Consider the following 19659-nt stretch of genomic DNA (forward strand, 5'->3'; position numbering starts at 1 on the left):
GGTTATTCCTTTTCCTTCAACACGTCTGGTATGTACGCGCGGTGGAAACCGTTGTACGACTCGCTGTTGGTCGCCTTGTGGATCGGCCAGGCGCGGCCGCCGAGGCTGGCGGCGCCGTCGATGCGCAAGGTGCTGCCGCTGACAAACGCCGCTGCCGGGCTGAGCAGGAAAACTATCGCCGCGCTGACTTCCGATTCGGTGCCGATGCGCTTGAGCGGCACGTGTTCGCGCAGGGTCGGGATCACGGCCTTGAAGGCGCCTTCGTAGGTGTCCATGCCGCTGGAGGCAATCCAGCCCGGCGCCACGGCATTGACCCGCACCCCGGCATGACCCCATTCGTACGCGGCGGTCTTGGTCAGGTTGTCCATGCCCGAACGTGCCGCGCCGGAGTGGCCCATGCCGGGCATGCCGCCCCACATGTCGGCGAGCATGTTGACGATGGCCCCGCCGTGCTTGCTCATGGACTGGTTGAACACTTCCCGGGCCATCAGGAAGCCGCCCACCAGATTGGTACGCATCACGGTTTCGAAACCCTTCTGATTAATCGAGGCCAGGGGCGAGGGGTATTGCCCGCCAGCATTGTTGACCAGGCCGTGGATCGGACCGTGCTTGCGGATAAGCTCGCTGACCAGATGCGTCACCGCTTCTTCCTCGCGGATATCACAGGTGCTCCAGTCGGCCTTGCCGCCGTCGTCGGCGATCTCCGCCGCAACGGTTTTCAGCTTGTCGGCATTGCGCCCGACCAGCAGCACATGGGCGCCGAGGGCCGCCAGTTCGTGGGCAGTACAGCGGCCGATGCCACTGCCGCCACCGGTGACGATGATGTTTTGGCCAGCAAACAAATCGGCTTTGAAAATCGAATCGTAGGCCATGGCGGCAATCCTCTAGTTGAACTGGTCGGCGATGCGCTGCGGCACCGGGATCTGGATTTCCAGCAGCTGCTGGGCGAAGGCCTTGCCTTGCGGATCGATTCGCAGGCTGGCGACACCGCCGCCGCCGAGGGCGTTTTCCAGCAGGAAATTCAGGCTGTGGCTGGCGGGCAAGTACCAGCGCTCAACCCGTCCGTGGATTGGATCGAGGACGTGGCCCATCCAGTCGACGATCACTTCCGGGGTCAGGGCTTCGGCGATCCATGGCAGGAACTCCGGCTCGCGGGCCATGACGCCGATGTTGCTGTGGTTGCCCTTGTCGCCCGAGCGGGCGACCGCCAGTTTGACCAGGGCCACGCTGGCGTCGGCCAGGCCAAGCGGTTTCGGCGGGGCGAGCGGGGCTGGCAGGTCCAGCGGGTCGAGCACATCGAGGGCGGGCAGGGCACACGGGTGGCGCTGGCCCATGAAATCAATGTCCAGCGTGCAGGCGGTTTTGTCGATCAGGAACGAGAACAGCCGGATCAGCGGATACACCGTCGGCCGGCCACCGACAATGCCGGTCAGCCCCGGCGCCATGCCGGTGGCGGCCTGGGCGATTTCCCGGGAGAACACGATCAAAGCCTGCTTGTCCGGATGGCGCACCGCGAGTTTGATCACCACTTCGCGGCTGTCCTGACGCTGGCCATGGGGGCCGTAGGTGGCCTCGCTGCCCAGCAACTCGATACTCACGTCGCTGTACGGTGCCCAGCCGCGCTGGCGGAACATTTCCGAGGTCTTGTTGATGATCGCATCGCCGACACGCCGCGCCTTGGCGACGGCATCGATGCCGGCGATCAGGCAACTGGCGGTGCAGCGAAAACCATCGGGGTATGTGGCGCTGACTTTGTATTGAGCCGTCGGCGGCAAGCCTTTGGCGCCGTGCACCTGCACCGCGTTCTTGCCTTGTTGCAGCAGTTTGACCTGAGTGAAATCGCACACCACGTCGGGCAGCAGATACGCGCGCGGGTCACCGATTTCGTACAGCATCTGTTCGCCCACCGTCAGCGGCGTGACCAGCCCGCCCGTACCTTCGGGTTTGCTGACGATGAACTGGCTGTCGGCGCTGACTTCGACGATGGGAAAACCGATGTGTTCGTAGTCGGGCACGTCGCGCCAGTCGGTGAAGTTGCCGCCCGTGCACTGGGCGCCGCATTCGATGATGTGCCCGGCCAATGCCGCCTGGGCGAGCTTGTCATAGTCGTGCCACGACCAACCGAACTCATGCACCAGCGCGGCGCTGACCACCGCACTGTCGACCACCCGCCCGGTGATCACGATGTCCGCCCCCAGGCGCAGGGCTTCGACAATGCCGGGTGCGCCGAGGTAGGCGTTGGTCGAGACGCACATCGATGGCAGGGGCGCGCCGCTGAACATTTCATGAATGCCCAGGTTGCCCGGCTTTTTGAATTGCGGCTGCAGGTCATCACCCAGCAGTACGGCGATCTTCAGCGCTACCCCAGCCTTGTCGCAGGCCGCTTGCAGGGCGGCGGCGCAGGCTTGGGGGTTGACCCCGCCGGCATTACTGATGACCCGGATGTTTTGCTGCGCGAGTTGCCCCAGCAAGGGCGCGAGCACTTCGATGAAGTCGCCCGCATAGCCGGCCTGGGGATCTTTCATCCGCGCGCCGGCCATGATCGACAGGGTGATTTCGGCCAGGTAATCGAAGACCAGATAGTCCAGATGCCCGTGTTCCACCAGTTGCGCGGCAGCGGTCGAGGTATCGCCCCAGAAGGCGCTGGCACAACCGATGCGAATTGTTTCAGGCGCAGTCCATTCCATAGCCACCTCCAACCGAAGTGTGTCGACATTACCAAGCAAGCGCTTGGTTTGTAAATGACTTGATTATCTTCTGCCCAAGCGCTTGCTTGGTTGCATCCATGCGCTTAAATTGCCCGCGCAACCCCGTTGTTTTCGGGGGGATCGGCGTTATTGATTGAACGACTGTAGGAGAGAACGGGTGGACGAGCAAAAAGCCCTGAGGGTGATGCGCCAATTGGTGGACGACGGCCAATTGACCGACCCGGACAGCGCCCGTGGCAAATTGCTGCAAGTGGCGGCCCACCTGTTCCGCAATAAAGGCTATGAGCGCACGACCGTGCGCGACCTGGCCGGCGCCGTGGGCATTCAGTCCGGGAGCATTTTCCATCACTTCAAGAGCAAGGACGAAATCCTGCGCGCCGTGATGGAAGAAACCATACGCTACAACACTGCGTTGATGCGTGCGGCCATCGCCGAGGCCGGCAATGTGCGTGAGCAGGTTCTGGCGCTGATCCGGTGTGAATTGCAGTCGATCATGGGCGGTAGCGGCGAGGCCATGGCCGTGCTGGTCTACGAATGGCGCTCGCTGTCCGAAGAGGGCCAGGCCAAGGTCCTGGCGCTGCGGGACATCTACGAAGACATCTGGCTGCAAGTACTGGGCGAAGCCAAGACCGCCGGGTTTATCCGCGGCGATGTGTTCATCACCCGACGCTTCCTGACTGGCGCATTGTCCTGGACCACCACCTGGTTTCGCGCCGATGGCAGCATGAGTCTCGATCAGTTGGCCGATGAGGCGTTGATTCTGGTGCTGGAAGACCGGCAATAAGCTTGTGTTGGCCAGCATTAAACTGGCTAACTGGACAAAACCGCCTAGCTTGAATGCATTGGTACCGTTTTATTAGGGGAGTGGGGACGTTTTGATGGGTTCGCCAATTCGGTCAGCCTCGCGGCTTTTGCTGACGATGCTTGCGGCGTCAACGATGATGCCGTCCCAGGCTGCGCAACTGGTGCGCATCGGTGCCGCGCACTTTCCGCCCTACACCGTGCGCCCGGAATCCGGGGCCGATACCGGGTTGCTGCCGCAACTGGTCGAGGCCCTGAACGCATCGCAAACTGACTACCAGTTTGTCCTGGTGCCCACTTCCATTCCCCGGCGCTTCGGTGATTTCAAGCAGGGCCGGGTCGACATGGCCATCTTCGAAAATCCCGCCTGGGGTTGGGAAGAGATCCCCCACACAGCCGTCGACATGGGGCTGGAGGACGCCGAAATTTTTGTCGCGCAACGCCTGCCCGATCGACAGCAAAGCTATTTCGCCGACCTGAACGGCAAGCGCCTGGCGCTGTTCAGCGGCTATCACTACGAGTTCGCCAATTTCAATGCCGACCCCCTGTACCTCGCGAAAAACTACAACGCCACGCTGACCTATTCCCATGACAGCAATCTGCTGATGGTATTGCGCGGCCGGGCCGACATCGCCCTGGTCACGCGTTCGTACCTGAGCGACTACTTCCTGCGCAATGAAAAAGTCGCCGGCGAGTTGCTGGCGTCCCAACGCATCGATCAGGTCTATCACCATTACGCCATCCTGCGTCCGACGGCTCCCATCAGCGGCGAGGCATTCGCCAAGGTGCTGCAAGGTTTGCGGGACAATGGCCAGATGCTGAGGATTTTCGATCCGTACAAGATTGCCCTGGTGCCGGTCCGGCGCAACGCAGCGGCGCCACAAGTTGCCAATTGACGGTCTTTGGCTAAATTTCCCGCCCTGGCTCACGTCACTTCGTTGAACTGTCGACGACTATCGTGAGCCCGACCCATGCCCAATCTCAATGACCTGACTGCCCTGTGTCTGCCGACAGGCAGTCGTCTTGCCGCTGATGAAACCGATTGCCGCCTGAGCCTCAGTCTGGAAGGGCAACCGTTGCCTGCCCTGCGGCTGAATCGTGGCCCCGAGTTGCACGTGCAACTGGAGGAGCGTTTCAGTCGCCCTGAAGGACAGGCATTGTGGGCGGCCTGTTACTGGCTGTTCGCTCGCAACCCCGACTGTCAGCGCCTGGTCTGGCAACTGCAGGAGGTGCCGGACGAAGCCGTGTTCAGCGGTCTGCTGATTCCGACTCCCGTCAACGGCCAGTATCACTGCGAGCGAACCTTGTTCTGGCAGTTGCCGCAGCCTTGGCTGGGGCATTCCCTGACCGGCAGCTACCCGCAGCAAATGCTCATCACCGACGGCAAGCGTCATCCACGGCGGCCGGTCAAACCCCGTGGTGAAGTGTATCAACGCTTCGATGCACGGCTGGGTGCTCGGGTTTCCCTGCGCACGCTGGACATCGAGCAAGACCTGGTGCGCTTCAATCGTTGGCAGAACAGCCCGCGTGTCGCGAGTTTCTGGCAGGAGGAGGGCAGCCTCGAACAGCATCGCCAATACCTGAGCAAACTCGAAGCCGACCCGCACACGCTGACGCTGATCGGTTGTTTCGACGATCAGCCCTTCGCTTATTTCGAGGCCTACTGGGCCAGGGAAGATCGCATCGCGCCGTTCTACGAGGCCGGCGATTACGACCGTGGCATCCACATGCTGGTGGGCGAAGAAAATCACCGCGGTCCGCACAAGGTGGCGAGTTGGTTATCGGCGCTGGTGCATTATCTGTTTCTCGATGACCCGCGCACGCAGCGCGTGGTTGCCGAGCCGCGTGCCGATAACGCGAAGATGATCGGATACATGCAAGAGCAGCGCTTTCACTGCGAGAAAGAGTTCGACTTTCCGCACAAGCGCGCGGCCCTGATGGTGTTGGGGCGGGAGCGGTTTTTTGATCGGTGCGCACTGGCCTGAGGCTTGAGGCTAAATATCTTCGGCGCTCTTGAGTGCCCCATCGCGAGCAGGCTCGCTCCTACATTTTCCTGTGTGCGCTGAACCTGTGGGAGCGAGCTTGCTCGCGATGGGCGCGATGCAGATTTCAGAACTTAGTGGCGAGCAGCCATATCGCCACGCTGGCCCGACACCTTGCGGCAGTGCACCAGCGCATCACGGATCATGAAGTTCACCAGGGTCGGCGAGACGCCAAGTTCCTTGGCAATATCTTTTTGCGGTACGCCGTGCAGGCGGTACATCTCGAAGGCGTAGCGGGTGCGGCTCGGCAACTCGGTCAACGCATCGGCGATGTGCTCCAGCGTCGAGAAATTGATGTGCGACGTTTCCGGTGACGCACCCTGGATCACCACATTCAGCCCTTCCTCTTCAGGGCCGGAATACTTCTGCTCCAGCGCCTGTTTGCGGTAGTGGTCGATCGCCAGGTTGCGCACGATCTGGAACAGGTAGCTGAGCTGAGCCTTGATCGAACTGGTGATGGGCGGGGCCGATTGCAGCCGGAAGAATGCATCCTGCACAACATCTTCGGCACGTGAGCGGCAACCGGTAATTCGGGCTGCGATCTTCACCAGAATCAATCGATTGTCGACGAATGCCTGAAGTAGCGGTGTATCGCACCTGCTTGTGGATACTGGTTCCATCATGGAAATCACCTTGCTGCCAAAAGGTTAGTGGGACGGCGAATGAGCCGGGGGGGCCGTCCTACACATCGAGCGACAAATTAGGCTTAATGATAATGATTGTCAAATGAGAAAAAGAACTAATGCGTTACAAAGGTAAAGAGTGAGAACTGCGACACGCTGACTCACTTCAGTCCGCTTTGCGTTCCAGCCTGGCGACTAATTATTTCCAGACGTCATCCGTTCTCATTGGTGAATTGCACAGCGCAACCCTCATCACCCTGTAGGAGCGAGCTCGCTCGCGATGGTCGTCAACGATGGGCGCCTGACACCCCGCGGCGTTCTTCGGATTTTCGCGAGCAGGCTCGCTCCTACCAAGCCGAATTCAGGCAGGAAACCTCATGACCGACGCGTTCGAACTCCCCAGCACAATGGTCCAAGCCCTTCAGCGCCGCGCGGCGCTGACGCCGGATCGGGTGGCCCTGCGCTTTCTCGCCGAGACCCCGGACCAGGCTGTGGTGCTCAGCTATCGCGAACTGGATCTGCGGGCACGGACGATTGCCGGCGCGTTGCAGGCCCGGACGGATGTTGGCGACCGCGCGGTGTTGCTGTTCCCCAGTGGCCCGGATTACGTTGCGGCGTTCTTCGGTTGCCTGTACGCCGGGGTGATCGCGGTACCAGCCTACCCGCCGGAGTCGACACGCCGTCATCACCAGGAGCGCCTGTTGTCGATCATCAGCGACGCCCAGCCTCGCTTGCTGTTGACCAGCGCCGGGCTGCGCGATGGGTTGCAGCAGATCGACGGCGCGCCGCCGCTGTTGTGTGTCGATACCCTCGACGGTGCACTGGCCGAGCGCTGGGTCGCGGTGGACTTGCAGGACGATCACATCGCCTTCCTGCAATACACCTCTGGCTCCACCGCGCTGCCCAAAGGCGTGCAAGTCAGCCACGGCAATCTGGTGGCCAACGAATTGCTGATTCGCCACGGTTTCGGCATTGACCTGAACCCCGACGACGTCATCGTCAGCTGGCTGCCGCTGTATCACGATATGGGCCTGATCGGCGGCTTGCTGCAGCCGATTTTCAGCGGCGTGCCTTGCGTGTTGATGTCCCCGGCGTATTTTCTCGGTCGGCCATTGCGCTGGCTGGAGGCGATCAGCGAATACGGCGGCACCATCAGCGGCGGGCCGGATTTTGCCTATCGCTTGTGCAGTGAGCGGGTCAGCGAGTCGGCCCTGGAACGGCTCGACCTGAGTGGCTGGCGCGTGGCGTATTCCGGTTCCGAACCGATTCGCCTCGACACCCTGGAGCGCTTCGCCGGGAAGTTCGCGACCTGCGGCTTCACCGCGGACAGTTTCATGGCCTCCTACGGTCTGGCCGAAGCCACCTTGTTCGTGGCCGGCACAGCGCGCGGCCAGGGCATCGGCAACCTGCGGGTAGACGATCAGGCCCTGGCGCAGAACCGCATCGAAGCGGGCGAGGGCAGCCCGATCATGAGTTGCGGTATCAGCCAGCCGGCGCACGCGGTGTTGATCTTCGATCCTGTCTCGCTCAGCGAACAGGCCGACAACGTCGTCGGCGAAGTCTGGGCCAGCGGGCCGAGCATCGCCTCAGGCTACTGGCGCAACCCCGAGGCGTCCGCCAAGACCTTCGTCCAGCACGCCGGGCAGACCTGGCTGCGCACCGGTGACCTGGGTTTTCTGCGCAACGGCGAACTGTTTATCACCGGGCGCCTGAAGGACATGCTGATCGTGCGCGGGCACAACCTGTACCCGCAGGACATCGAGCAGACTGTCGAGCGTGAAGTGGAAGTGGTGCGCAAAGGACGCGTCGCCGCCTTCACCGTCACGGTTGACGGTCAGGAAGGCATCGGCATCGCCGCTGAAATCAGCCGCAGCGTGCAGAAAATCCTGCCGCCTGAATCCTTGATCAACGCCATTCGCCAGACCGTCGCCGAGGCGTATCAGGAGGCACCGAGCGTGGTGGTGCTGCTCAATCCGGGTGCGCTGCCCAAAACGTCCAGCGGTAAATTGCAGCGCTCGGCGTGTCGCAATCGCCTGGCGGACGGCAGCCTCGACAGCTACGCGGTGTTCCCGTCGGCCAGCAACGAAAGCACGGGCAATAGCGAGTCGGGATCGGAGCTGCAAAGCTTGATCGCACGTATCTGGTGTGAGCAGTTGCAAGTGGCGCAGGTGGGCGCCGACGATCATTTCTTCCTGCTTGGCGGCAACTCCATTGCAGCGACGCAAGTGGTGGCGCGTCTGCGGGAAGAGTTGGGTCTGGAGTTGAGCCTGCGCCTGCTGTTCGAAGCGCCGACCCTCGGCGCATTCGCCGATGTCGTGACCCGTCTGCAACAGGACGGTGGTCTGGCCCAGGGCGCGATCACGGCACTGTCGCGCCAGCAACCGATGCCGCAATCCCTGGCACAAAACCGCCTGTGGATCACTTGGCAACTCGACCCACACAGCAGCGCCTACAACATTCCTGGCGGCTTGCGCTTGCGTGGCGAGCTGGATGAGGACGCCTTGCGCGCCAGTTTCCAGCAGTTGATCGAGCGCCACGAATCCCTGCGCACACGATTCTTCGAGCGTGATGGCGTGGCGCTGCAACAGGTCGATCCGGCGGGTGAGTTCAACCTGCAACTGATCGACATCAGCGACCTGCCGGCCGCCGAGCGTGAGGCCCGGGCGCAGCAGATCCGCGAGGACGAAGCACGGACCCGGTTCGATCTGGAGAAAGGCCCGTTGATGTGGGTGACGCTGGTGCGCCTCGACGACGAAGACCATCAGTTGTTGGTGACCCTGCACCACATCATCGCTGACGGCTGGTCGCTGAATGTGTTGATCGACGAGTTCTCGCGCCTGTATGCGTCCGCCTCCCAGGGCTTGCAAGCGGTGCTGGCGCCATTGCCGACGCAGTACGCCGACTACGGCAGTTGGCAACGGCAATGGTTGGCGCAAGGGGAAGGCGAGCGGCAACTGGCTTATTGGAAAGACCGCTTGGGTGATGAACATCCAACCCTGAGCCTGGCCACCGACCATCCACGCTCAGCACAACAACTGCACAGCGCCGCTCGCCACACCGTGCGTCTGGGCGCTCCCCTGAGCGATGCGATTCGTCAGACCGCCCAGGCCCATGAATCGACCGTCTTCATGTTGTTGCTGGCTGCGTTCCAGACCTTGTTGCACCGCTACAGCGGCCAACGAGATATCCGCATCGGCGTGCCCAATGCCAACCGTCCACGCCTGGAAACCCAGGGTCTGATCGGCTTCTTCATCAATACCCAGGTGCTGCGTGCCGAAGTGGACTCAAGTCTGCCATTCGTTGAGTTGCTGGCGCAGACCCGTCAGGCGGCGTTGGGTGCGCAAGCGCATCAGGACCTGCCGTTCGAGCAACTGCTCGAAGCCTTCCCGCAGGCCCGTGAACAGGGCCTGTTCCAGGTCATGTTCAACCATCAGCAACGCGACCTTGGCGCCTTGAAGCGCCTGCCGGGGCTGTTGGCCGAAGAGTTGCCGTGGCATAGCCGCGAAGCCAAGTTCGATGTGCAGCTGCACAGCGAAGAAGACCGCAACGGTCGCCTGACCTTGTCCTTCGACTACGCCAACGAACTGTTCGACGCCGCGACCATCGAGCGCCTGGCCGACCATTTCAGCAACCTGCTGGGGGCTGTCTGCGAGCAAACGGACATCGCCATCGGTGACCTGCCGCTGTTGACGGCCGCCGAGCAGCATCAGCAATCGGACTGGGCCAGCGCACCCTGCGCAGCGGCCAGTCAATGGCTGCCCGAATCGCTCAACCAACAAGCCCGGCTGACACCTGGGCGCCCGGCGTTGATCTGGGAGGGCGGCCAGATGGACTTCGCCGAACTCCACACCCAGGCCAACCGTCTGGCCCATTACCTGCGCGACAAAGGCGTCGGCCCGGACGTCTGCGTGGCCATCGCCTGCGAGCGTTCGCCGCAACTGCTGATCGGCCTGCTGGCGATCATCAAGGCCGGTGGCGCCTACGTGCCGCTGGACCCGGATTACCCCGCCGAACGCCTGGCCTACATGCTCAGCGACAGCGGTGTTCAATTGCTGCTGACGCATACCCGACTGCTCGAGCGCTTGCCGGCCAGCGAGGGTGTCAGTGTGATCGCCATGGACACCCTGCACCTGGACAGTTGGCCAAGCCATGCGCCGGGGCTGCATCTGCACGGCGACAATCTTGCCTATGTGATTTATACCTCCGGTTCCACCGGCCAGCCCAAAGGCGTCGGTAACACCCACGCGGCGCTGGCCGAGCGCCTGCAATGGATGCAGGACACTTATCGCCTGAACGAAACCGACGTGCTGATGCAAAAGGCGCCGATCAGTTTCGACGTGTCGGTGTGGGAGTGCTTCTGGCCGCTGATCACAGGCGCACGTCTGTTGATCGCCGGTCCCGGCGAACACCGCGATCCACATCGCATCGCGCAGCTGGTGCAAGCGTACGGCGTGACCACGTTGCACTTCGTGCCGCCGCTGCTTTCGCTGTTCATCGACGAACCGCTCAGTGCTGAATGCACCAGCCTGCGCCGGCTGTTCTCCGGGGGCGAGGCCTTGCCCGCGGAGCTGCGCAACCGGGTGCTGGTGCAACTGCCGGCGGTGCAACTGCACAATCGCTACGGACCGACCGAAACCGCGATCAACGTCACCCACTGGCAATGCTCCAGCGCCGATGGCGAACGCTCGCCGATTGGCCGACCGCTGGGCAATGTGATCTGCCGCGTGCTCGACAGCGACCTGCATCCCGTTCCGGTCGGTGTGCCGGGTGAGTTGTGCATCAGCGGCGTTGGCTTGGCCCGTGGTTACCTCGGTCGCCCGGCGTTGACCGCCGAACGATTCGTGGTCGATCCGTTGGGCGAGCCGGGCGCACGCCTGTATCGCACCGGCGACCGGGCGCGCTGGACGGCGGATGGCGTGATCGAATACCTCGGCCGTCTCGATCAACAGGTCAAGTTGCGCGGGTTCCGGGTCGAGCCGGAGGAAATCCAGGCACGGCTGCTGGCCCAGGACGGCGTTGCGCAAGCCGTGGTGCTGGTGCGCGACACCATGGCCGGGGCGCAGTTGATCGGTTACTACACCGCTGCGGACAATGCCGGGGACGAGGTCGAGCAAACCGCGCGCCTGAAAAGCGCATTGGCCGCCGAACTGCCGGAATACATGGTGCCGGCGCAACTGATGCGCCTGGACCAAATGCCCCTCGGCCCGAGCGGCAAGCTCGACCGCCGCGCGTTGCCGGAACCGCAGTGGCAGGTTCGCGAGCACGTCGAGCCTGTGACAGAACTGGAACAACGCATCGCCGGCATCTGGCGCGAAGTGCTGGGTTTGACGCAAGTCGGTTTGCGCGATGATTTTTTTGCCCTCGGCGGTCACTCGCTGCTGGCCACACAAATCATCTCCCGCACCCGCCAGGCCTGCGACGTCGAGTTGCCGCTGCGGGTGCTGTTCGAGCACAGCGAACTCGGTGCGTTTGCCGAACAGGTTCGCCTGATCCAGGCCAGTGGCAGCACCAACAAACAGCCGCCGATTGAAAAAATCGACCGCGGGCAGGCGGTGCCGCTGTCCTATTCCCAGCAGCGCATGTGGTTCCTCTGGCAGATGGAGCCCGACAGCCCGGCCTACAACGTCGGCGGCATGGCGCGGCTGCGTGGCGTGCTCGACGTGGCGCGCTTCGAGGCCGCGCTGCAAGCCCTGATCCTGCGTCACGAAACCCTGCGCACCACGTTCCCGAGCATCGACGGCGTCGCCCGCCAGCAAGTACACGCGCAGACCGGCGTGCGCATGGCGTGGAAGGATTTCACCGCGCTGGATGCCGAGGTCCGCGAGTGGCAGGTCCAGCAACTGGCCGACGACGAAGCGCACCAGCCGTTCGATCTGGAGACCGGACCCTTGCTGCGCGCCTGCCTGGTCAAGACCGCCGAACAGGAACACTACTTCGTTCTGACCCTGCACCACATCGTCACCGAAGGCTGGGCGATGGACATTTTTGCCCGGGAGCTCAGCGCGCTGTACGAAGCGTTCGTCGATGACCGTGAATCACCGCTGGCGCCGTTGCCGGTGCAGTACCTGGATTACAGCGTGTGGCAGCGTCAGTGGCTGGAGTCCGGCGAGCGTCAGCGCCAGCTCGATTACTGGACAACGCAACTGGGCCGCGAACACCCGCTGCTGGAGTTGCCGGCCGACCGTCCGCGTCCGCCGGTGCAAAGCCATCAGGGTGAGTTGTATCGCTTTGACCTGAGCGACGACCTCGCGGCACGGGTCCGCGCCTTCAATGCGCGACACGGCCTGACCCTGTTCATGACCATGACCGCCGCCCTGGCTACGCTGCTGTACCGCTACAGCGGCCAGACCGATCTGCGCATCGGCGCGCCGGTGGCCAACCGCATTCGCCCGGAAAGCGAAGGGCTGATCGGCGCGTTCCTCAACACACAGGTGCTGCGCTGCCAGCTCGACGGGCAGATGTCCGTCGGTGAGTTGTTCGAGCAGGTGCGTCACACGGTGATCGAAGGCCAGTCCCATCAGGACCTGCCGTTCGATCATCTGGTGGAAGCCTTGCAACCACCCCGCAGCGCGGCCTACAACCCATTGTTCCAGGTGATGTGCAACGTGCAGCGCTGGGAGTTCCAGCAAAGCCGCACCCTGGCCGGCATGACGGTCGAGTACCTGGCCAACGATGCCCGCGCGACCAAGTTCGACCTCAACCTGGAAGTCACCGACCTGGACCATCGCCTGGGTTGCTGCCTGACCTACAGCACCGATCTGTTCGACGAGCCGCGCATTGCGCGCATGGCCGGGCATTGGCGCAACCTGCTGGAGGCGCTGATTGCCGATCCGCAGCAGCGCTTGAGCGAACTGCCGCTGCTGGCGTGTGGCGAACAACAACATCTGCTCGACAGCCTCGGCGTCGAGCCGGGCGAGCATCGGCTGGACCAGTGCACCCATCACCTGTTCGCCGAGCAAGCCTTGATGCGCCAGGACGCTCCGGCCCTGACCTTCGCCGGGAAAACCCTGAGCTATGCCGAACTCGACGGCCGGGCCAATCGCCTGGCCTGGATGCTGCGCGAGCGTGGTGTCGGACCGCAGGTTCGTGTGGGGCTGGCACTGGAGCGCTCGCTGGAGATGGTCGTCGGCCTGCTGGCGATCCTCAAGGCTGGCGGCGCCTATGTGCCGCTGGATCCGGAATACCCGCTGGACCGCTTGCATTACATGATTAATGACAGCGGCATCGGTTTGCTGCTCAGCGACGCGGCGATGTTCAAGGCCCTGGGCGAGTTGCCGGCGACCGTTGGCCGCTGGTGTCTTGAAGAAGACGCCGCTGCACTGGCCAATTACCCGGCCACCGAATTGCCGTTGATCAGCCTGCCGCAGCATCAGGCCTACCTGATTTACACCTCGGGTTCGACCGGCAAACCGAAAGGCGTGGTGGTATCCCACGGCGAAATCACCATGCACTGCCGCGCGGTGATCGAGCGTTTCACCATGCGCCCTGACGATTGCGAACTGCACTTCTATTCGATCAACTTCGACGCCGCGACCGAGCGTTTGCTGGTGCCGCTGCTCAGCGGTGCGCAAGTGGTGCTGCGGGCTCAAGGGCAGTGGGACGCGGAAGAAATCTGTGGCCTGATCCGTCGTCATCAGATCAACGTCCTCGGATTCACGCCGAGCTATGGCAGCCAGTTGGCGCAATGGCTGGCAACGCAAAATGAAACCCTGGCGGTGCGCATGATCATCACCGGCGGCGAAGCGCTGACCGGTGAACACCTGGCGCGCATTCGCGCAGCCTTCAAGCCGAGTCTGTTCTTCAACGCCTACGGCCCGACCGAAACCGTGGTCATGCCGCTGGCCAGTCTCGCCCCTGAAGTGCTGGAAGAGGGCGCCGGCAGCGTGCCGATCGGCAGCATCATCGGCGACCGCGTGGCCTACATTCTCGACGCCGACCTGGCGTTGGTGCCGCAAGGCGTGACGGGCGAGTTGTACGTCGGTGGCGCGGGTCTGGCCCAGGGTTATCACCAGCGTTCGGGCATGACCGCGGAGCGCTTTGTGGCCGATCCGTTTGCCGCCAACGGCGGACGTATCTACCGCACCGGCGACCTGGTGCGCCAGCGCGCCGACGGCCTGGTGGAATACCTCGGACGCATCGACCATCAAGTGAAGATTCGTGGTTTCCGCATCGAACTGGGCGAGATCGAAACCCGTCTGCTGGAGCACGAATCGATTCGTGAAGCCGTTGTGCTGGCGCTCGATGCACCGAGTGGCAAGCAACTGGTCGGCTATCTGGTGACTGACGTTGCCGAACAGAACGAAGCACAGCAATCGGTCTTGCGCGAGGCCCTCAAGGCGCATCTGAAATCGCAACTGCCAGACTACATGGTGCCCACGCACCTGATCCTGCTGGGCAGCATGCCGCTGACCGCCAATGGCAAACTCGACCGCCGCGCTCTCCCGGCGCCGGACCCGGAGCTGAATCGCCATCACTACGTAGCGCCGAGCAACGAGCTTGAAGTGAGCCTCGCGCAGATCTGGTGCGAAGTGCTGAACGTCGGACAGGTCGGCCTCAACGACAACTTCTTCGAGTTGGGCGGTGACTCGATCCTGTCGATCCAGGTGGTCAGCAGGGCACGGCAGCAGGGCATTCACTTCAGCCCTCGCGACCTGTTCCAGCACCAGACCGTGCAGACCCTCGCCGCCGTGGCCAGCCGCACCGAGCAGGTCAGCGCCGAACAAGGCCTGATCATGGGCGAGTCGGGACTGACGCCGATCCAGCACTGGTTCTTCGACACCGACATCCCGCAGCGCCAGCACTGGAACCAGGCATTGTTGCTGCAACCGACCGCACCTCTGGAGCCCCATCGACTGGAGCAAGCGCTGCTGGCGGTAATCGAACAGCACGACGCCTTGCGTCTGCGCTTCAGCAAGGTCGCCGGTCATTGGCAAGCACAGCATCAGCCGATTTCCGAGGCGCCGGTGCTGTGGCAGGTGCGCGTTTCGTCGATGGACAAATGCGTGGCCTTGTTCGCCGATGCCCAGCGCAGCCTCGACCTCGAAGAGGGACCGCTAATACGCGTGTTGCTGGTCGATGGTCCCGAGGGCCAGCAACGGCTGTTCATCGCGATTCACCACTTGGTCGTCGACGGTGTTTCATGGCGCGTATTGCTGGACGACCTGCAAACCGTGTACCGCCAACTGGACGCGCAGCAGTCGGTGAAACTGCCGGCGAAAACCAGCGCCTTCAAGGACTGGGCCGCACGGCTGCAAGCCTACGCCGGCAGTGAGTCCCTGCGCGAAGAACTGGGCTGGTGGCAGGCGCACCTGGCCGGGCCCACTGCCGATTTACCCTGTGATCACCCCGCTGGCGGGCGGCAGAATCGTCATGCGCAAACCGTCAGCGTGCGCCTCGACAGCGAGCGTACCCGGCAGTTGCTGCAACAGGCACCGAGTGCCTATCGCACCCAGGTCAACGACTTGCTGCTGACCGCATTGGCCCGCGTGCTGTGCCGCTGGAGCGGTCAGCCATCGGCGCTGATTCAACTGGAAGGCCACGGCCGCGAAGCGCTGTTCGACGAGATCGACCTGACCCGCACCGTCGGCTGGTTCACCAGCGCCTACCCACTGCGCCTGACGCCGCTGAACATCGAAGAAGCCGCCGGGCAGGGCGTGTCGATCAAGGCGATCAAGGAGCAATTGCGTGCCGTGCCGCACAAAGGCCTGGGCTATGGCGTGCTGCGTTACCTGGCCGATGACCTGAGCCGCCACCGCATGGCGCAGTTGCCGGTGGCGCCGATTACCTTCAACTACCTCGGCCAGTTCGACCAGAGCTTCGGGGCGGACGCGCTGTTCCATCCACTGGATGAAGCCATTGGTGCGGCCCACGATGCCAATGCCCCGTTGCCCAACGAGCTGAGCGTCGACGGTCAGGTGTATGGCGGTGAACTGGTACTGCGCTGGACTTTCAGCGCCGAACGCTTCGATGGGCAAACCATCGACGAGTTGGCCGATGCCTACCTCGGTGAGTTGAACAGCCTGATTGAGCATTGCCTGCGCGACGACGCGGGTGGCCTGACGCCGTCGGACTTCCCGCTGGCGAATCTCAGCCAGACTCAACTGGATGCGCTGCCGGTCCCGGCCGCCGTCATCGAAGACGTCTACCCGTTGACCCCGATGCAGGAAGGCATGCTGCTGCACACCTTGCTGGAGCCGGGCACCGGCCTGTACTACATGCAGGACCGCTACCGCATCAACAGCGAACTCGACCCGCAGCGTTTCGCAAAGGCCTGGCAAGCGGTGATCGCCCGCCACGAAGCGTTGCGCGCGTCGTTTTGCTGGAACGTCGGCGAAGACATGCTGCAAGTGATCCACAAACCGGGCAGCACGCCGATCGAATACCTCGACTGGAGCAATCTCGCCGAAGTCGAGCAAGAGCCGAAGCTGCAAATCTTGCTCAAGACCGAACGCGAGGCCGGGTTCGATCTGCTCAACCAGGCGCCGTTCCACTTGCGTTTGATCCGTGTGGGCGCGGCGCGCTACTGGTTCATGATGAGCAACCACCACATCCTCATCGATGCCTGGTGCCGTTCGCTGCTGATGAATGATTTCTTCGAGATCTACAGCGCCCTCGGCGAAGGCCGGGAAGCGCAGCTGGAGGTACCACCACGTTATCGCGACTACATCGGTTGGCTGCAGCATCAGAGCCTGGCCGAAGCACGGCAGTGGTGGAAAACCAACCTGCAGGGGTTCGAACGGACCACGCCGATCCCGAGCGACCGGCCATTGCTGCGTGAACATGCCGGCGACAGCGGCGGCATGATCGTCGGCGACCGCTATACAAGGCTCGATGCCCGTGACGGTGCGCAATTGCGCGAACTGGCCCAGGCCCATCAGTTGACCATCAACACCTTTGCCCAGGCAGCGTGGGCGCTGGTGCTGCGGCGCTTGAGCGGTGATCGCGACGTGCTGTTCGGCGTCACCGTGGCCGGGCGTCCGGTGGACATGCCGCAGATGCAGCGCACCGTCGGCCTGTTCATCAACAGCATCGCGCTGCGGGTGAAAATGCCTGAGGACGGCCAGCGATGCAGCGTGCGCCAGTGGCTCACCGGTCTGCTCGACAACAATATGCAACTGCGTGAATACGAATACCTGCCACTGGTGAACATCCAGGAGCAAAGCGAACTGCCCAAAGGCCAGCCGCTGTTCGACAGCCTGTTCGTGTTCGAAAACGCCCCGGTGGAAGTCTCGGTGCTCGACCGTGCGCAGAGCCTCAACGCGACCTCGGACTCGGGCCGAACCCATACCAACTTCCCGCTCACGGCCGTGTGCTATCCGGGCGATGACCTGGGCTTGCACCTGTCCTACGACCAACGCTACTTCGATGAGGCCACGGTCGAGCGCATGCTCGCTGAGTTCAAGCGTCTGCTGCTGGCATTGGTGGAAGGTTTCCATGGCGACATGGCCGACCTGCCGTTGCTGGGGACTGAGGAGCAGGACTTCCTCATCCATGGCTGCAACCAGAGCGAACACGATTACCCGCTGGAGCAGAGCTACGTTTCATTGTTCGAAACGCAGGTCGCCCGGCATCCACTGCGAATTGCCGCCAGTTGTCTGGACCGGCAATACAGTTATCTGGAGCTGAACCAGCGCAGCAACCGCCTCGGTCATGCATTGATCGCCGCCGGTGTCGGGCGCGATCAACCGGTGGCCTTGCTGGCAGAACGCAGCCTCGACTTGCTGGGCATGATCATCGGCAGCTTCAAGGCAGGGGCGGGTTACCTGCCGCTGGATCCGGGTTTGCCGAGTCAGCGTCTGAGCCGGATCATCGATCTGAGCCGCACGCCATTGCTGGTGTGCACGCAAGCCTGTCGTGAGCAGGCGCAAGCCTTGCTCGAGGAGTTCGGCTGCTCCAGCCGGCCACGGCTGCTGGTCTGGGAAGAAGTCCAGGCCCTTGCGCTGTCGGCGGACAATCCTGGTGTCTACAGTGGTCCGGACAACCTCGCCTATGTGATCTACACCTCTGGTTCCACCGGTTTGCCCAAAGGCGTGATGGTCGAACAACGCGGCATGCTCAACAACCAATTGAGCAAGGTGCCGTACCTGAACCTGAGCGACGCCGACGTGATCGCCCAAACCGCTTCGCAAAGCTTCGACATTTCCGTGTGGCAGTTCCTCGCCGCGCCGTTATTCGGCGCCCGGGTGGACATCGTGCCGAACACCATTGCCCACGATCCCCAGGGTTTGCTGGCCCATGTGCAAAGCCAGGGCATCACCGTGCTGGAAAGCGTGCCTTCGCTGATCCAGGGCATGCTCGCCCAGGAACGCATGAGCCTCGATGGCCTGCGCTGGATGTTGCCGACGGGGGAGGCGATGCCGCCGGAACTGGCGCATCAATGGTTGCTGCGCTATCCGCAGATCGGCCTGGTGAATGCCTATGGCCCGGCGGAGTGCTCGGATGACGTGGCGTTCTTCCGCGTCGATATGGCTTCGACTCGCGGCAGCTACCTGCCGATTGGTACGCCGACTGACAACAACAAATTGTACCTGCTCGACGGAGCGCTGGAACTGGTGCCGCTGGGCGCGGTGGGTGAACTGTGCGTGGCGGGGACCGGGGTCGGTCGCGGCTATGTCAGCGATCCGCTGCGCACGGCACCGGTGTTTGTGCCGAACCCGTTTGGCGCACCGGGTGAGCGCCTGTATCGCACCGGCGACCTGGCCCGCCGTCGCAGTGACGGCGTTCTGGAATATGTCGGCCGGGTCGACCATCAGGTGAAGATCCGCGGTTACCGCATCGAGCTCGGTGAAATCGAAGCTCGCCTGCACGAACTACCGCAAGTCCGCGATGCGGCGGTGGGTGTGCAGGACGGGGCGAACGGCAAGCACCTGGTGGGCTATCTGGTCGCGGCGGATGTTGCGCTCGATCCGGCTGAACGCCTGGAGTGCATCAAGCAACGCCTGCGCGCCGAACTGCCGGAATACATGGTGCCGCTGCACTGGTTATGGCTGGACAAGCTGCCGCTCAACGCCAACGGTAAACTGGACCGCAAGGCACTGCCGACGTTGGAGATCGGTCAATTGCAAAGCCAGGATTACCAGACGCCGCGCAATGAGCTGGAGCAGACCCTGGCAGACATTTGGGCCGAGGTACTGAAGGTCGAGAGAGTGGGCGTTCGCGACAATTTCTTCGAGTTGGGCGGGCATTCGCTGCTGGCCACGCAAATCGCCTCGCGGGTGCAGAAATCCCTGCAACGGGATGTGCCGCTGCGGGCGATGTTCGAATGCAGCACGGTGGAAGAACTGGCCCGGTACATCGACGGGTTGACGGCCAGCGAGCTCACCGAGGAGAAAGTGGATCGCTTGAATGACCTGATGGCGGAGCTGGAGGGACTTTGAATCCCTGGCGTCAGTACTGGCCCAATCGCGAGCAAGCTCGCTCCCACAGTGGGTGGTGAACACATCATTTGTGATCAGCGTAAATCCCTGTGGGAGCGGCGATCCGACT

The 19659-nt window shown here is 62.9% G+C and carries 7 protein-coding genes; 4 read left to right on the forward strand and 3 right to left on the reverse strand.

Going from position 1 to position 19659, the window contains the following annotated elements; translation table 11 throughout:
- Positions 1-2 precede the first annotated feature (2 nt).
- Both ABIE16_RS04080 and ABIE16_RS04085 read right to left on the reverse strand, forming a co-directional pair.
- Complete coding sequence (locus ABIE16_RS04080) at positions 3-872, reverse strand: SDR family oxidoreductase (protein ID WP_218494476.1); 870 nt, start codon at positions 870-872, stop codon at positions 3-5.
- 12 nt (positions 873-884) lie between these two features.
- Positions 885-2687: an acyclic terpene utilization AtuA family protein gene (locus ABIE16_RS04085; RefSeq protein WP_218494477.1), complete on the reverse strand. Its 1803-nt coding sequence runs from the start codon at positions 2685-2687 to the stop codon at positions 885-887.
- A 178-nt stretch (positions 2688-2865) separates the two neighbouring features.
- On the opposite strand from ABIE16_RS04085, the gene ABIE16_RS04090 reads away from it, so the two are divergent.
- From ABIE16_RS04090 to ABIE16_RS04100, 3 genes are all read left to right on the forward strand, one after another.
- Entirely contained in the window at positions 2866-3492 is a 627-nt protein-coding gene (locus tag ABIE16_RS04090) for a TetR/AcrR family transcriptional regulator (RefSeq protein ID WP_218494478.1), read from the forward strand.
- A gap of 94 nt (positions 3493-3586) precedes the next feature.
- Positions 3587-4405: a substrate-binding periplasmic protein gene (locus ABIE16_RS04095; protein ID WP_218494479.1), complete on the forward strand. Its 819-nt coding sequence runs from the start codon at positions 3587-3589 to the stop codon at positions 4403-4405.
- A gap of 75 nt (positions 4406-4480) precedes the next feature.
- Positions 4481-5494, forward strand: coding sequence for a GNAT family N-acetyltransferase (locus ABIE16_RS04100; protein ID WP_429520595.1), 1014 nt, complete (start codon positions 4481-4483; stop codon positions 5492-5494).
- Positions 5495-5625: 131 nt separating this feature from the next.
- Here the strand turns inward: ABIE16_RS04100 and ABIE16_RS04105 are convergent, their stop codons facing one another.
- Positions 5626-6174, reverse strand: a complete 549-nt coding sequence (locus ABIE16_RS04105) for an RNA polymerase factor sigma-70 (protein ID WP_057713859.1) — start codon at positions 6172-6174, stop codon at positions 5626-5628.
- 377 nt (positions 6175-6551) lie between these two features.
- Between ABIE16_RS04105 and ABIE16_RS04110 the strand changes: the two genes are divergently transcribed.
- Positions 6552-19550, forward strand: a complete 12999-nt coding sequence (locus ABIE16_RS04110; RefSeq protein WP_429520596.1) for a non-ribosomal peptide synthetase — start codon at positions 6552-6554, stop codon at positions 19548-19550.
- Positions 19551-19659 lie beyond the last annotated feature (109 nt).

This window comes from Pseudomonas sp. 2725, from assembly GCF_050434585.1.
Lineage (GTDB): Bacteria > Pseudomonadota > Gammaproteobacteria > Pseudomonadales > Pseudomonadaceae > Aquipseudomonas > Aquipseudomonas jessenii.

Bases quoted from the DNA above. Each gene is read 5' to 3' on its own strand.
- ABIE16_RS04085 (WP_218494477.1), bottom strand. From the start codon at position 2,687: ATGGAATGGACTGCGCCTGAAACAATTCGCATCGGTTGTGCCAGCGCC.
- ABIE16_RS04110 (WP_429520596.1), top strand. From the start codon at position 6,552: ATGACCGACGCGTTCGAACTCCCCAGCACAATGGTCCAAGCCCTTCAG.
- ABIE16_RS04095 (WP_218494479.1), top strand. From the start codon at position 3,587: ATGGGTTCGCCAATTCGGTCAGCCTCGCGGCTTTTGCTGACGATGCTT.
- ABIE16_RS04080 (WP_218494476.1), bottom strand. From the start codon at position 872: ATGGCCTACGATTCGATTTTCAAAGCCGATTTGTTTGCTGGCCAAAAC.
- ABIE16_RS04105 (WP_057713859.1), bottom strand. From the start codon at position 6,174: ATGATGGAACCAGTATCCACAAGCAGGTGCGATACACCGCTACTTCAG.
- ABIE16_RS04100 (WP_429520595.1), top strand. From the start codon at position 4,481: ATGCCCAATCTCAATGACCTGACTGCCCTGTGTCTGCCGACAGGCAGT.